At 65.1% G+C, this 15,184-nt stretch carries 10 protein-coding genes; 8 read left to right on the forward strand and 2 right to left on the reverse strand.

Annotated features, from left to right (window positions below):
- Nucleotides 1–106 precede the first annotated feature (106 nt).
- Nucleotides 107–2,653 (reverse strand): sulfite reductase flavoprotein subunit alpha, encoded by a 2,547-nt coding sequence (locus tag O3301_RS19455; RefSeq protein WP_305057202.1) that lies wholly within the window; start codon nucleotides 2,651–2,653, stop codon nucleotides 107–109.
- A 262-nt stretch (nucleotides 2,654–2,915) separates the two neighbouring features.
- Between O3301_RS19455 and O3301_RS19460 the strand changes: the two genes are divergently transcribed.
- The 8 genes from O3301_RS19460 to O3301_RS19495 all read left to right on the forward strand — a co-directional run bounded on the left by O3301_RS19460 (nucleotide 2,916) and on the right by O3301_RS19495 (nucleotide 13,494).
- Complete coding sequence (locus O3301_RS19460; RefSeq protein ID WP_369812212.1) at nucleotides 2,916–3,428, forward strand: sigma-70 family RNA polymerase sigma factor; 513 nt, start codon at nucleotides 2,916–2,918, stop codon at nucleotides 3,426–3,428.
- Nucleotides 3,418–4,431: a FecR domain-containing protein gene (locus O3301_RS19465; protein ID WP_305057204.1), complete on the forward strand. Its 1,014-nt coding sequence runs from the start codon at nucleotides 3,418–3,420 to the stop codon at nucleotides 4,429–4,431. Before O3301_RS19460 ends, O3301_RS19465 begins: the two co-directional genes overlap by 11 nt.
- Before the next feature lie 91 nt (nucleotides 4,432–4,522).
- Nucleotides 4,523–6,928, forward strand: a complete 2,406-nt coding sequence (locus O3301_RS19470; RefSeq protein WP_305057205.1) for a TonB-dependent siderophore receptor — start codon at nucleotides 4,523–4,525, stop codon at nucleotides 6,926–6,928.
- 93 nt (nucleotides 6,929–7,021) lie between these two features.
- On the forward strand, nucleotides 7,022–9,370 hold the full coding sequence (locus O3301_RS19475; protein WP_305057206.1) for a TonB-dependent siderophore receptor: 2,349 nt from the start codon (nucleotides 7,022–7,024) through the stop codon (nucleotides 9,368–9,370).
- Between the two features lie 133 nt (nucleotides 9,371–9,503).
- Nucleotides 9,504–10,001 (forward strand): Fur family transcriptional regulator, encoded by a 498-nt coding sequence (locus tag O3301_RS19480; RefSeq protein WP_305057207.1) that lies wholly within the window; start codon nucleotides 9,504–9,506, stop codon nucleotides 9,999–10,001.
- 117 nt (nucleotides 10,002–10,118) lie between these two features.
- Nucleotides 10,119–11,219 (forward strand): branched-chain amino acid aminotransferase, encoded by a 1,101-nt coding sequence (locus tag O3301_RS19485; protein WP_099664470.1) that lies wholly within the window; start codon nucleotides 10,119–10,121, stop codon nucleotides 11,217–11,219.
- 69 nt (nucleotides 11,220–11,288) lie between these two features.
- Nucleotides 11,289–12,005, forward strand: a complete 717-nt coding sequence (locus O3301_RS19490; RefSeq protein WP_305057208.1) for a hypothetical protein — start codon at nucleotides 11,289–11,291, stop codon at nucleotides 12,003–12,005.
- Nucleotides 12,006–12,078: 73 nt separating this feature from the next.
- On the forward strand, nucleotides 12,079–13,494 hold the full coding sequence (locus tag O3301_RS19495; protein ID WP_099664469.1) for an MFS transporter: 1,416 nt from the start codon (nucleotides 12,079–12,081) through the stop codon (nucleotides 13,492–13,494).
- A gap of 2 nt (nucleotides 13,495–13,496) precedes the next feature.
- Here the strand turns inward: O3301_RS19495 and O3301_RS19500 are convergent, their stop codons facing one another.
- Complete coding sequence (locus O3301_RS19500) at nucleotides 13,497–15,131, reverse strand: acyl-CoA synthetase (protein WP_289898928.1); 1,635 nt, start codon at nucleotides 15,129–15,131, stop codon at nucleotides 13,497–13,499.
- Nucleotides 15,132–15,184: the final 53 nt, after the last annotated feature.

Below are 15,184 nucleotides of genomic sequence, written 5' to 3' on the forward strand. Positions count from 1 at the left end.
GCGGGTTTATCGCCCTGCCGCCATGCCCTCACTGTAATCCGATGGCAGGCGCCGACCGTGCGCCGGCCCACATAGCCGGGCGGCGCCGGCGATGGCTTGAGCCAGGTCAATACACGTCGCGGCGGTAGCGTCCGGCCGCCAGCAGGGCGTCGAGACCTTCTTGGCCCAGCATTTCTTGCAGTACAGCATCGATTCCTGCCGCCATGCCTTGCAGGCTGCCGCACACGTAGACGATGGCCCCTTGCGCCAGCCAGTCGCGCAGCGTCCCGGCGTTGGCGCGCAGGCGGTCTTGCACGTATTCACGCTTGCCGGCATCGGCGCCATCGCGCGAAAAGACGCGGTCCAGGCGTGCCAGGTGGCCAGCGTCCAGCCAGCCTTGCAACTCTGCACCGCAGACGCTGTCAAAAGCTTGCTGGCGTTCGCCGAACAGCAGCCAGTTGCGGGCCAGTCCCGCCCGCTGGCGCGCGCGCAAGTGCGAGCGCAGGCCGGCCAGGCCGGAACCGTTGCCGATATAAATGCAGGGCACGTCGACCAGGGCGGGGGCGAAGGCCGGATTGGCTTGCAGGCGCAGGCGGATGATGGCGTCCAGCGGGGCGAAGCGGGTCAGCCAGCCGGAGCCGAGGCCATGGCCTTGATTTTCCTCGCCCGCATGGCGTTCCTGGCGTACCAGCAACTGCAGTTCGCCATCGGACGGCAGCGAGGCGATCGAGTAGCTGCGCGGCGCGTGATGGGCATTGCTGGCATCACCATCGCTGCCGTCTGCATTGCAGGGAATGATTTCCGCCAGCGCGCCCGCTTCCCAGCTGGCGCCGGCCGGGCCCGTCAAGGTGATTTCATGCAGTTCGCCGCTCTGGCTGCCCGGGTTGAGCAGCACGCGGCGCGCCAGGCGCCACTCGGCATATGACGCTTCTTCCTGCACGCCGATGGCGTCGATGGCGCTGCCGCTGCAGCGGGCCAGCGCTGTGGACCAGTCGGCCAGGGCGGCGGGGTCGTGCTTGTCCACTTCGATCAGGGGGAACAGGGGCGTGGCGCCCAGCGTTTGCAATTGTTGCGCCAGCGCATGGCCAAAGCCGCAGAAGGCGCTGTAATGGCGGTCGCCCAGGGCCAGCATGCCGAATTCCAGGCCCGCCAGCGGCGTGCCGGAGGTGGCTTGCAGCAGGCGCGCGAAGCGGCGCGTGCCATCCGGCGCCTCGCCTTCGCCAAAGGTGCTGGCGACGATCAGGGCCCGTTCGTACTGGCGCAATTGCGCGGGATCGAACTGGTCCAGCGATTGCACGTCGACGGCCACGCCCGCCTGCTGCAGGGCGCGCGCGCTTTCCAGGGCCAGGCGCTCGGCCTGCCCTGACTGGCTGGCGTAGGCCACCAGGGTGGGCAAGCCCGTGTCCGTCTTACCCGGCGCGCCGGCGCCCAGCATGGCGCGCTGCGCCTGCACGGCGCGTTTCGCCTTGCGGCGGCCCAGGTACAGCATCCAGCCCGTGATGGCGAACAGGGGCAGGCCCAGGCTGGCCAGGGTGACGATGATGCGGCCCGGCAAGCCAAAATACGTGCCCATGTGCAGCGGATAAATGATGTTGACGAGTCGCGCACCCAGCGCTTGCTGGCTGTACGGTTCGTTTTCCGTCACTGCGCCGTCGGCCGCTGCAATGCTCATGCGGCTGCGCGCCCGCTCGTGCGGCGCGTCGCTGGCCAGCCACGTGAATTGCACGGCTTCGCCGGCGCGTGTCGGCAGGCGCACGCTGGCCAGGGTCCAGCCGGCCGCGTGCTGCTGGAAGCTGCTCCAGGCCGGACCGAGGTCGACGGCCGGCGCTTCTTTCTTTTCCCTGGGCTGGCCTTGCTTGCCCGGCGCTTGCGCCACGCGGGGCGGCTTGCCGGCCCAGGCGTCGATATTGTCGCGCACCACGTCATAGCTCCAGTAAATGCCCGTCAGGGTCAGCGCTACGTAGACCACCAGGCACCACGTGCCGGCCACGGCGTGCAGGTTCCACAGGAAGGAGCGGCCTTTTAATGCAGGGTCGAAGGTCAGCCAGGTGCGCCAGTCCAGCGGACGGCGGGGCCAGCGCAGATACAGGCCGGACAGGGCCAGTCCCAGCAGGCACAGGGCCAGCGCGCCCGCCACTTGCCGGCCCGGATCGCGCGGCAGCAGCAGCCAGCGGTGCAGCGATTCCGTCCACTCGAAAAAGCCCGCGCCCGTCAGCGCCGGCTGGGTCGCGCCCGTGTAGGGGTGGACATAAATGGACTCGCCGCGCCGCTGGCCGTTCTTCGGCGCAAAGAATAAACGAGGCGCCGCGCCCGCCTCGGCATACATGGTGATGGAAGCGACGCGCTGGCCGTGTTCGGCAGCGGCAATGTTGCTCAGCTGGCCAGGCGTCAACGGCGCGCGCGCTTCCAAGGCGACATGGCGCACACCGGGATTCATGACATCGAGCAATTCATCCTTGAACGCCAGGGTGGCGCCGCTCAGGCCGATGATCACCAGCACCGTGCCGGCCGTGATGCCGATAAACCAGTGCAATTGAAACCACACCTGTTTCCAGCTCCAGTGCCAGCGCCGTTGCGGCGGGTTGGCGGCAGGCTGGCGTTGCTGTTGGTGGGTCTCCGGCGCCTCGTCGGCGCTGGCGCGCAACTGGGGTTGTGGAAGGGAGGAGGTCGTCATGGCGGCTTTCGATGGCGCCGCCATGCGGGGGTGTCAGGCATGGCGGGGAAGAAGGAAGGCTGACATTTTAACGCAAACGAGAATCATTCGCAAATGATGGCGCGGTGGCACTGTTGCGCAAAATGCCCGCGCCAGGCTGGGATGATGCTTTTGATAATTTACATCGTCGTGAAATTGTGTGAAAATGAAAATCATTCTCATTCGTGATGCAGTGCTGACCCACTTGACCGGCAAGTATGGCAGCCCCTTTGTTTGTTTGCCCGTGTCCACCATTTCTCCCTCCCTCGATACCTTTAGCGACCTGTACGCCAGCCACCATGGCTGGCTGTATAACTGGCTGTGGCGCAAGCTCGGTTGCCGCGACGGTGCGGCCGACCTGGCGCAGGACACCTTCGTGCGCATGCTGGCGACGCAATCGGCGGACAGCCTGCGCGAGCCGCGCGCCTACCTGAGCACGGTGGCCAATGGCTTGCTGGTCAACCACTGGCGCCGCCTGACCCTGGAACGTACGTTCCTGGCGGCCCTGGCTAGCCATCCCGAAATGACGGCGCCGTCGCCGGAAGAGCGGGTCCTCGTGGTCGAAGCCCTGTGCCGCATCGATGCCATGCTCGATACCCTGTCGCCGCGCGCGCGCCAGGCCTTCCTGCTGGCGCAGCTCGACGGCCTGACGTATGCGCAGATCGCCGGCCAGCTGGACGTATCCGAACGCATGGTGAAAAAATACATGGCGCAAGCCATGCTGCAATGCATGCTGTGCATGGATGATGCCGCCTAAACTAGGCGCCGCCATGCCGCCGGCCGACTACGCCATCCTGCAGGAAGCGGCCGAATGGTTCGCCGTGCTGCGCGGGGACGATGCCGGTCCTGCCGACCAGCAAGCCTGGGAGCGCTGGCATGCCAGCTCGCCCGCCCACCGCGCCGCCTGGCGCAGGGTGGAAGCCGTCAGCGCCGAATTTCGCCAGGTGCCGGCGGAACCGGCGCGCCAGGCGCTCGACGCCGCAGGCCCGCGCCAGAGCGACGCCGCGCGCCGCAGCCTGGTCAAGGGCTTGCTGGCGCTGTGCCTGACGGCCGGCACGGGTGGCGCCGCGCTGCTGCGGCGCGATACGCGCAGCTGGGTTGCCAGCCTGCATGCGGGTGAAAAAACGCCGGTCGGCACCATCCGCCAGCTGGCGCTGGCCGACGGCTCGCAACTGTGGCTGAACACGGCAACGTCCCTCGACATCGATTACAGCGACGCGCTGCGCCGCATCGCCCTGCATGGCGGCGAAATCTATCTTTCCTCCGCGCGCGACAGCCGCCAGCCGGCGCGCCCGCTCGTGGTCGACACCGTGCACGGCCGCCTGCGCGCGCTGGGCACGCGTTTCAGCGTGCAGCCGCAGGGCGATGCCACCTTGCTGGCCGTCTACGAGGGCAGCGTCGAGGTGGCGCCCCGCGATGGCGGCGTGCCGCGCATCGTGCCGGCCGGCCGGCAAGTGCGCTTTGGCGACGGTTTCATCGGCGAGCCATACGCCGCCGACCCGAACGGGGCCGCCTGGATCGAGTACCGCCTGCAGCCGGAGCAGATGCGGCTCGATGATTTCCTCGCGCAACTGTCGCGCTACCGGCGCGGCCATCTGGGCTGCGTGCCCGAAGTGGCCCACCTGCGCCTGGTGGGCAGCTACCCGCTGGCCGATACGGACCGCATCCTGGCGGCGCTGGAAGCGACCTTGCCCGTGAGAATACATCGCCTGCATGACTGGTGGGTGACGGTGGAAGCCCAGCTGCCGCAGTTAAAATAGTAAATGAGAATATTTCTCAAAAAGTAGTTCCCTTTTTGAAAAGTTGTTTGGCAAGGTAGAAGTAAGCTGCTCAACATCAATAAGGAATGCCGTGCCGCCGTACCCTGTCTCCCTGCCGTTTGCCCGCCGTCTGCTGCCGCTGTCCCTGGCTGCGGCGTTGCTGGCCGTGCCTGTCATGCATGCGATGGCAGCGGCGGCGGAAGAGACCGTGCACAGCTTCCGCATCGCCGCCGCGCCCCTGGGCCAGGCCCTGCGCCAGTTCGCGGGCCAGGCGGGCATCTTGCTGTCGGCCGAGGGTGGCTTGACGCAGGGCAAACGCAGCGCCGGCTTGAACGCCACCGTGGCCACGGGCCTGGGCTTGCAGCAATTGCTGGCAGGAACGGGCCTCGTGGCCGTGCAGTTGCCGGACGGAAGTTACATCGTGCGCCTGGCCCCCACGCCCCTGCGCGCGGACCTGGACGGGGAGGGCGCCGGCTTGCAAGTGCTGGCGCCCGTCACCGTGCAGGGCAGCGGCGACGATGGCTACCGCCGTACCAGTTCTTCCTCCGCCAGCCGCAACGACACGGCCCTGCATGACACGCCGCAGGCCGTCAGCGTGGTGAGCCGCGAATTGATACGCGACCAGGACATGCGCACCCTGGCCGACGCCATGCGCTACATGCCGGGCGTGGGCACGGCCGCAGGCGAGGGCAACCGCGATACGGCCGTGATGCGCGGCAACAGCTCGACCTCGGATTTCTATCTGGACGGCATGCGCGACGACGTGCAGTACTACCGCGATTTCTACAATATCGAAGCGGTCGAGGCCATCAAGGGGCCGAACGCCCTGGTCTTCGGCCATGGCGGCGGCGGTGGCGTGATCAACCGGGCCACCAAGCAGCCGCAGTGGGTCAATGGCGGCGAAGCAACGCTGAGCCTGGGCGCCTGGCGCAACGGGCGCGCCGCCATCGATCTGCAACAGGTCATGAAAGGCGACGTGGCCGTGCGCGTCAACGCCATGGCGGAAAACAGCGGCTCGTTTCGCCAGGGCGTCAAGGTGCGCCGCAGCGCCGTCAACCCCGTCGTGGCCTGGCGCCTGTCGCCGCGCACCACCGTGCAAGCCAGCTATGAACATTTTCGCGACGACCGCGTGACCGACCGGGGCCTGCCGTCGTACCGAGGCCGGCCGTTCGACACGGACCCGTCCACGTTTTTCGGCATCGCCGGCAGCAGCCCGTCGTGGGCTTACATCGACGCGCTGGGCGTGACCATCGAGCATGCGTTCGCCGGCGGTGCGGTCTTGCGCAACCGCACGCGCCTGGCCGATTACGACAAGCTGTACCAGAATGCCTTTCCCGGCCCCGTCAGCGCGGATGGGGCCAGCGTGACGGTGCTGGCGTACAACAGCGCCACCTTGCGGCGCAACCTGTTCAACCAGACGGACGTGGAGTGGACGGTCAGCAGCGGCGCCGTGCGGCACCGCCTGACGGCGGGCGGGGAACTGGGCCGCCAGACGACGGACAATCTGCGCAACACCGGCTATTTCACCACCCTGGGCGAGGGCGTGACGCACATCAGCCTGCCCACTTCGCACCCCGTGACGGACTTGCCCGTGACCTTCCGTCCCAGCGCCACGGATGCCGACAACCACGGCGTGGCCGACACGGCTGCCCTGTACCTGCAGGACCAGGTCCGCTTCAGCCCGCAATGGCAGGCGATTGCCGGCCTGCGCTACGAGCGCTTCGCCGTCGATTTCGTCAACCGCCGCAATGGCGCGCGCATCGCCCGCACGGATGCGCCGTGGTCGCCGCGCGCGGCCCTGATCTATCAGCCCGTGCCCGCGCTGTCGCTGTATGCCAGCGTCAGCCAATCGTTCTTGCCGCGCGCGGGCGAACAGCTGGCGTCATTGACGCCCAGCAACGCCGTGTTTGAACCTGAACGTTTTCGCAATGTGGAAGCGGGCGTGAAATGGGAAGCCACGCCGGACCTGTCGGCCAGCGCGGCCCTGTACCGTTTGACGCGCAGCAAGGTCGCCGTCACCGACCCGAATGACGCCACGCGGGCCATGCTGGTCGATGGCCAGCGCAGCGAGGGGCTGGAACTGGAAGTGAAAGGCAAGGTCCAACCCGGGTGGAACATCGCCGGCGGCTATGCCTGGCAGCGGGCCGTGCTGACGGCCACGCAATCGGCCACGGCATTCGAGGGGGCCACGGTGGCCCATGTGCCCCGGCACAGCCTGTCGCTGTGGAACCGCTACGATTTTTCGCCTGCCTGGGGCGCGGCGCTGGGCATCATTGCCCGCAGCGCCGTGTATGCGTCCGTGTCGAATACGGTGGCGCTGCCGGGATTTGCCCGCGTCGACGGCGCCGTCTACTTCAAGCCGCAAGGAAATTTTCAGCTGCAGCTGAATGTGGAAAACCTGTTCAACAGAAAATATTTTGCCTCCTCCCACAGCAACGACAACATCGCGCCCGGCTCGCCCCGGGCGTTGCGCATGACGGCGCTGTGGCGGTTCTAGTTTTGTCGTACCCAAGCAATCAACGAGCCAGCCAGGCGCCACGGCGCAGTAGCCAGCCATAATTTAATCCATCCGATAGAGTGAAAGATAGCGATGACATTGAAAGACCAAGCGGGCGCCGCCAAGCCGGCAGCCCTCATCCGCAGCCGCAAGCACCACACCACTTCCGCGCCACGCATGCATGGCACGGCCCTGGCCGCGTTTGCCACCCTGGCCATGCCGCTGGCGCTGCACGCGCAAACGGTGGACAAGCCGCAGCAGTTGCAGGAAGTCAAGGTCGTGGGCACGGCTGACCGCCTGATCCAGGCGCCCGTCAAATCGGCCAACGACAAGCTGACGGCGCCGCTGCTGGACACGCCGAAATCCGTCACCGTGATTCCTGCCGAAATCATTTCGCAAACGGGCGCCGTCTCGCTGACGGATGCGCTGCGCACCGTGCCGGGCATCACCATCGGCGCCGGCGAAGGCGGCAACCCTGTGGGCGACAACCTGTTCATCCGCGGCTACAACGCGCAAACGGATACGTATATCGACGGCATCCGCGACACGGGTTCCCAATCGCGTGAAATCTTTGCGCTGGAACAAATCGAAGTCGTCAAGGGCCCGAACTCGGCCTACGGTGGACGTTCGTCCGCGGGCGGCGGCGTCAACCTGATCAGCAAGACGCCGAAAGTCGACAATTTCACCAACGCCACCGTGGGCCTGGGCAGCGCCAAGTACCGCCGCGCCACGGCCGACGTGAACCGCGTCATCAGCGACGACGTGGCCGTGCGCCTGAACGTGATGGCGCATGACGCCCACGTGGCCGGCCGCGACTACATCAATGGCGACCGCTGGGGCATCGCGCCATCGATCACCTTCGGCCTGAAATCGGCCACGCAGGCGACCCTCAGCTACTACCACATGCAGTCGAGCGAATTGCCGGACACCGGCTTGCCGTTCAACAACCCGTTCTCGTCGGGTGCGAATGTATCGAAAAACGGCAACGGCACCCCCGTCAACGTGCCGCGCGACACCTTCTATGGCCTGGTCAACCGCGATTTCCGCGACACGCAAAGCGATATCGGCACCATCGACGTGCGCCACGACTTCGGCAACAAGTTGATTTTGCGCAACGTAACCCGTTACGGCAAGACCAGCAATGACTACGTGTGGACCCAGCCCGACGATTCCAAGGGCAACACCATGCTGTACGGCACCGTCTGGCGCCGCGCCAACACGCGCACGACCGATACGGACGCGCTGGCCAATGCGACCAGCCTGGGCGGCGAATTCCTGGCCGGCGGCGTGAAACACACCTACACGGTGGGCCTGGAAATCGGCCGCGAGGAAACGGATCGCAGCTCCTATATGTTCAGCCCGGGGACGAACAACCCGCTGGAAAAAGTCGGTTCCAACTGCCCGACCTATGGCGCGGCCACCCTGTACAACTGTGCACCGTTGCTCAACCCGAACGCCAACGACCCATGGGTCTACACACGCACTGTGTCGCCGGCACGCACGAACATCGTCACCAACACGCGTTCCGTGTACGGCTTCGACACCATCGAGTTCACGCCGCAATGGCTGCTCAACGTGGGCATCCGCTGGGATGACTACAAGAGTTCGCTGAACACGCCGCAATACACGCTCGACGGCAAGACCACCGCCGCCACCAGCGCCAAGGTGCACGCCACCTTCGCCAGCTACCAGGCGGGTCTGGTGTACAAGCCATCGACCAACAGCAGCGTGTATGTTTCCTACGGCACCTCGTCCACGCCACCGGGCAATGACGGCGGCGACGGCATCGACGGCTTGACGGTCGCCATCCAGAACCTGAAGCCGCAGGAAAGCAAGAGCTTCGAGCTGGGCACGAAATGGGAAGTGCTGCCGGGTGGCCGCCTGTCCGTGAGCGGCGCCTATTTCCAGAGCGACATGAGCAATGCACGCGTGACGGCACCGGACGGCAGCACGCAAAACGTGGGCGACAAGCAAGTCAAGGGTATCGAGCTGGGCGTGAGCGGCAATATCACCAAGGAATGGTCGGTCTTCGGCGGCTATACGCACCTGAACGCCATCGTGGAAAACAATGGCTACGTCAATACGGGCACGACGGCGGTACCCGTGTATGCACCGTCGCCATACAACGGCAACCAGTTCCCCACGACGCCGAAAAACAGCGCCTCGCTGTGGACCTCCTACCTGGTCACGCCCGCCATCACGGTGGGCGGCGGCGTGAACTACGTCGACAAGGTCTATGCGAACGTGGCCAACAACAAGTTTGCCCCGGCCTACACGCGCTTCGACGCCATGGCCAGCTATGTGGTCAACCGCAACGTGACCCTGCAGCTGAACATCCAGAACCTGACGAACAAGCTGTACTTCGACAAGGTTTCCTCGCCGCATTACGCTGGCGTGGCACCGGGCCGCTCGGCAACCCTGACGGCCAACATGAAGTTCTGATGGTTGCCGGTTTGAGGTAGCGCAAGGCGCCGTTCCAGTAGTCGGGAACGGCGCTTTTTTTCATTTCCCGGTTCCCTTTTGCGCTTCTCGCTTGGCAATGTCAGTAGAGCAGAACGCACAAGCGGAGAATCCCATGCAAGACATTCAATACCAGGGCGATGGCCGCGTGTTCGAGCGCTTGCGCGCCGTGCGCCTGCGCCCGACCAGCGCGCGCATCTGCATCTTGCAAGTGCTGGCCGGCACGCAGCGACAAGCGATGAATGCGGAAAGCATTTATCAGCAACTGCTGCACATCGGCATTGCCGTCAGCCTGGGCACGATTTACCGCGTGCTCAAGGAAATGGAGCTGGCCGGCTTGCTGCTGCGCGAGCGCGAGGCTAGCGCCAGCGGCAACAAGGCGCGCTACCTGATCAAGCCGGACCAGGTGGAAACGGACAGTTGCTACCTCGTGTGCCGCGTGTGCGAACGCAGCGTGCTGGTGCAGAATGCGCCGCTGGTGGAGCAGCTGCGCCAGGCGGCGCTGGCGCACGGCATGGACATCGGCGCCAACGTGATTTCCGTGCAGATGCGCTGCAGCCAGTGCGCCGGGGAAGCGCAAGCGGGGCGGGGCAAGCCCCTGCGGGCCGCCTGACGGCGCCGCCTTTTGATGCGGCGCAACATTGCTGCAAGGCCATCCGCCGCCTCGCCGCGCGCATTAGGCGCTACAATAGGGAATCTCTTTATTCTCCCTGACTCGTCTTCTGCTGCCATGACCACTTCCACACCGAATCTCGTCGTCACCCCATCCGCCCACCCCCTGTCCGACGCCGAACGCGCCGCGCGCATGGTCAATCCCGCCTTCGGCCGCATCTTCACCGACCACATGGTGGTGATTCCTTACCGCGACGGTAAATGGCAGCAGGGCGAACTGAAGGCTTACGGCCCTTTGATGCTGGACCCGTCCGCGTCGTCGCTGCACTACGGCCAGGCCATCTTCGAAGGTTATAAGGCGTTCGCGCAGCCCGATGGCAGCATCAAGACTTTCCGTCCGGAACAAAACGCGGAACGCTTCAACCGCAGCGCCGCGCGCCTGGCCATGCCGGCCATTCCCGTCGAGCTGTTCCTGGAAGCGGGCGACGCGCTGATTGCGCAAGACCGCAACTGGGTGCCGAAGAACACGGGCGAGAGCCTGTACATGCGTCCGCTGATGATCGCCACCGACCCTTACCTGGGCGTGCGTCCATCGGAAGAATACCTGTTCGTGCTGTTCGCCTCGCCGGCCGGCGCCTATTTCCCGAAAGGCGTGAAACCCGTCACCGTGTGGATCAGCGAAGACTTCGTGCGCGCCGCGCCGGGCGGCACGGGTGAAGCCAAGTGCGCGGGCAACTACGCGGCCAGCCTGATGGCCCAGTCGCAAGCGCAAGAGAAGGGCTGCGATCAGGTCGTCTGGCTGGACGCCGTGCACCGCGAATTCATCGAAGAAATGGGCGGCATGAACCTCTTCTTCGTGTATAAAGATGGCGAGAAAGTCACCGTCGTGACGCCGGAATTGACGGGCACCTTGCTGCCAGGCATCACCCGCCGCAGCCTGCTGGAAATGGCGAAAGACCTCGGCTATGCAACGGAAGAGCGTAAATTGTCTGTCCAGCAATGGCGCGACGACATCGCCTCGGGCCGCATGACCGAAGTGTTCGCCTGCGGCACGGCCGCCGTCATCACGCCGGTGGGCGTGGCCAAGGCCAATGGCTTTGAAATGACGATCAACAACAATGAAAACGGCGCCGTCACGCTGGCCCTGCGCGAAGCGCTGCTGGGCTTGCAGCATGGCACGGCACCGGACACGCATGGCTGGATGCACAAGGTTTGCTGATCAACTTGTTTGATTGATACCGCGCCGGCACTCAGTTGCCGGCGTTTTATATTCTGAAAGGGAAACCCGATGCAATTGAGAACTGTCTTGCCCGCGCTGGCCGCCGTGTTCCTCAGCCTGTCTGCCGGCGCCGTCCACGCGGCCGACGCCAGCTGCGCCATTCCCCGCAACGTCAGCTACTACGATTACGACGTCAAGCCGTCCGACGAGAAAAACACGTGCTACAAGCAAAGCACCAACGTGCCCACCGATTACTTCATGTTGGCGCTGTCGTGGTCGCCAGGCTTTTGCGACAGCCAGCGCCGCCGTGGCGCCGTGTCGAAGAAGGCTGCCTTCCAGTGCGCCGATAGCAACCACTTCGGCTGGATCGTGCATGGCCTGTGGGCACAGTCGAACAACCCGGCCAGCTGCGACGACATTTCCGTGACGCCGCCACGCAAGACGGAGTTGCATCCGCGTTACTGCAAGGGCAATTTGCCGAAGCTGGCGCCGTCCGAGATCCTGCCCTATATGTGCATGCAGCCGGGCGAAGCCTTGCTGCAGGGCGAATGGGAAAAGCATGGCGCTTGCGATTTCGATACGGCCAAGCAGTATTTCGAGAAGGAACGCGAGCTGTTCCAGGCCTTGAAGTTGCCGGACTCCAGCATGCCCAAGAATGAGTTGTTCCAGTGGATGAAGCAGCATAATCCGCAATTGAAGGGCCGCTGGCTCGGCTATGAAAAGCATTCGGGCGAGTTGCGCATCTGCTACTCGAAAGATTTCAAGGTCATCGATTGCCAGAAATAAGCTGGCCTGTCCTGCAGGTTTCTTACATACATGTTAGTGTATTGGCCGGATCAGCAAGATGAACAGGTAGTGTATGCAGCAGTCTATGCGGCAGCAAACGCAAGCCGTGATGGTGGGCGAGGATGGCTTGCCGCCCGGCGCCCGTGTATGGGCCATGCTGGCGCTGGCCATCGGCGTGGGCATGGCTTCGCTCGATACGGCGATCGCCAACACGGCCTTGCCGGCCATCGCCGGCGAGCTGCACACGACGCCGGCCGCTTCCGTCTGGATCGTCAACGTGTATCAGCTGGCCATGGTGGCGACCCTGCTGCCGTTTTCCGCGCTGGGCGAAATCGCCGGCTACCGGCGCGTGTTTATCTCCGGCATGTTCCTGTTTACGTTGGCCTCGCTCGCGTGCGCGCTGGCTTGGTCCTTGCCGTCGCTGGTGGTGGCGCGTTTGTTCCAGGGCGTCGGCGCCAGCGCCATGATGAGCGTCAATACGGCCCTGCTGCGCGCCCTGTACCCTAAACACTTGCTGGGCCGCGCGTTCGGCAACAACGCGCTGGTGGTGGCCGTCGCGTTCGCCATCGGGCCCACGGCCGCCTCCTTGATCCTGGCGACGGCGTCGTGGCCATGGCTGTTCGCCATCAACGTGCCGCTGGGCGTGGCCGGCTTCTTCCTCGCCAGCCGCATGCTGCCGGCCACCAAGTTGTCCGGGCATACCCTCGATGCGCGCACGGCGCTGTACAACGTGGGCGCCTTCGGCTTGCTGATCCTGTTGTTTGGCGACGCGGCCCACCACGCGGCGCTGTCGACCCTGCTGCCGGAACTGGTGGCGGTGGTGGTGTTCTTTATTTTGCTGCTGCGCCGCCAGGCCGGGCATGCGGCGCCCATGCTGCCGATCGACCTGTTCCGCCGTCCCCTGTTCTTGCTGTCGTCGCTGACGGCCATCTGCACGTTTGCCGCGCAGGGGCTGGCCTTCGTCTCGCTGCCATTCTATTTTGAAGTCACCCTGGGCCGTTCACCCGTCGAGACGGGCTTTTTGATGACGCCGTGGGCCGTGCTGGTGGCCGTGATGGCGCCCGTCGCCGGACGGCTCAGCGACCGCTATTCGCCTGGCGTGCTGGGCGGCATCGGCTTGGCGGCGCTGGCCGGCGGCTTGCTGACACTCGTGTGGATACCGGCCCACCCCAGCGTGTTCGACATCGGCTGGCGCATGGCCCTGTGCGGCATCGGTTTCGGTTTCTTCCAGGCGCCCAATCTGAAAGCCATCATGGGCAGCGCGCCGCCCGAGCGGGCAGGCGGCGCCAGCGGCGTGGTGGCCACGTCGCGCCTGATCGGGCAAGCGACGGGCGCGGCGCTGGTCGCGTATTGCTTCACGGTTTCCGCCAGCCGGGGCACGACGTATGCGCTGTGCCTGGCGGCAGGCTTCGCCGCCGTGGCCAGCATCGCCAGCTTCTCGCGCCTGGTGGTGGCGCAGCCGGCGTGGCTGACAGGCAAGGGCGGCTAAGCCTAGACGTCGATGGCCTTGTCCGACTGCATGCGCTTGCGCAATTCGAACTTCTGGATCTTGCCCGTCGACGTGCGGGGCAGGGGACCGAAATAAATGGCTTTCGGCACCTTGAATCCGGCCAGGTTATTCTTGCAGAAGGCGATCAATTCCGCTTCCGTCACCGTGCCGCCTTCGCGCAGCTCGACAAATGCGCACGGCGTCTCGCCCCATTTTTCGTCCGGCTGGGCGATGACGGCGGCGGCCAGCACTTGCGGGTGGTGGTACAGCGCGTCTTCCACTTCCACGCTGGAAATGTTTTCTCCGCCGGAAATGATGATGTCCTTGCTGCGGTCCTTCAGCTTGATGTAGCCGTCCGGATACATGACACCCAGGTCGCCCGTGTGGAACCAGCCGCCCGCAAACGCTTCCTGCGTCGCCTTTTCATTCTTTAAATAACCCTTCATGCAGATATTGCCGCGGAACATGATTTCGCCGATCTGTTCGCCGTCGGCCGCCACGTGCTGCATGGTTTCCGGGTCGATCACGGCCACGGCGCTTTGCAAGTGGTAGCGCACGCCCTGGCGCGATTTGAGTACGGCGCGTTCTTCCTGCGACAGGGCCGCCCACTCGTCCTGCTCGGCGCAGATGGCGGCCGGGCCATACACTTCCGTCAAGCCATACGAGTGGATCAAGTCGAAACCCATGGCTTCGATCTTCGCCACCATGGCCGCCGGCGGCGGCGCGCCGGCCACCATGCCGCGCACGGTCCAGTCGATGCCGTCGCGCCAGTTGGCGGGCGCGTTGGCCAGCGCCGCGTGCACGATGGGCGCGGCGCAATAGTGGGTGATGCGCAATTCGCGCATCAGGTCGAACACGAGCTTCGGCTCGAACTTGCGCAGGCACACGTTGACGCCGGCGCGCGCGGCCACCGTCCACGGGAAGCACCAGCCGTTGCAGTGGAACATCGGTAACGTCCATAAATACACGGCATGCTTGGGCATGTCCCACTCTAATATGTTCGACAGGGCGTTCAGGGCCGCGCCGCGGTGGTGATAGACGACGCCTTTCGGGTCGCCCGTGGTGCCGGACGTGTAGTTCAGGGCGATGGCGTCCCACTCGTCGGCGGGCGGCTGCCAGTCGTAATCGGGGTCGCCGCTGGCCAGCAAGCTTTCGTAGTCGAGGTCGGAAAAGGCGTCCACTTCCGGTCCCAGCACGTCGTTGACCTGGATCACGCGCAAGCCGGGAATCTGCGCCGCCATCTGGCGTGCCAGCTCGGCAAATTCCGTATCGGCCAGCAAGACTTTCGCCTGGCCGTGGCGCAGCATGAAGGTCAGCGAGGCCAGGTCGAGGCGGATGTTCAGGGCGTTGAGGACGGCGCCGGCCATCGGGACGCCGAAGCTCGCTTCCACCATGGCGGGCGTGTTCGGCAACATCACGGCGACCGTGTCGCCCGTGCCCACGCCCAGTTTGATGAGACCGGATGCCAGGCGGCGCGTGCGCGCATACGTTTCGCGCCACGTCTGGCGCACGGCGCCATGTGCAATTGCCAGGCGATTGCCATATACTGCCGCTGCCCTGGCGATATAGTCGAGCGGGGTGAGGGCGGCGTAGTTGGCGCTGTTTTTGCCGAGGCCGGTATTGAAATCAGGTGTCATGCTTGTCTCCTGGTAAATAAAATTCTATAGCTCCCTGTTTCGGGATTGATACC

The organism is Janthinobacterium sp. SUN211 (assembly GCF_030587315.1).
GTDB lineage: Bacteria > Pseudomonadota > Gammaproteobacteria > Burkholderiales > Burkholderiaceae_D > Janthinobacterium > Janthinobacterium kumbetense.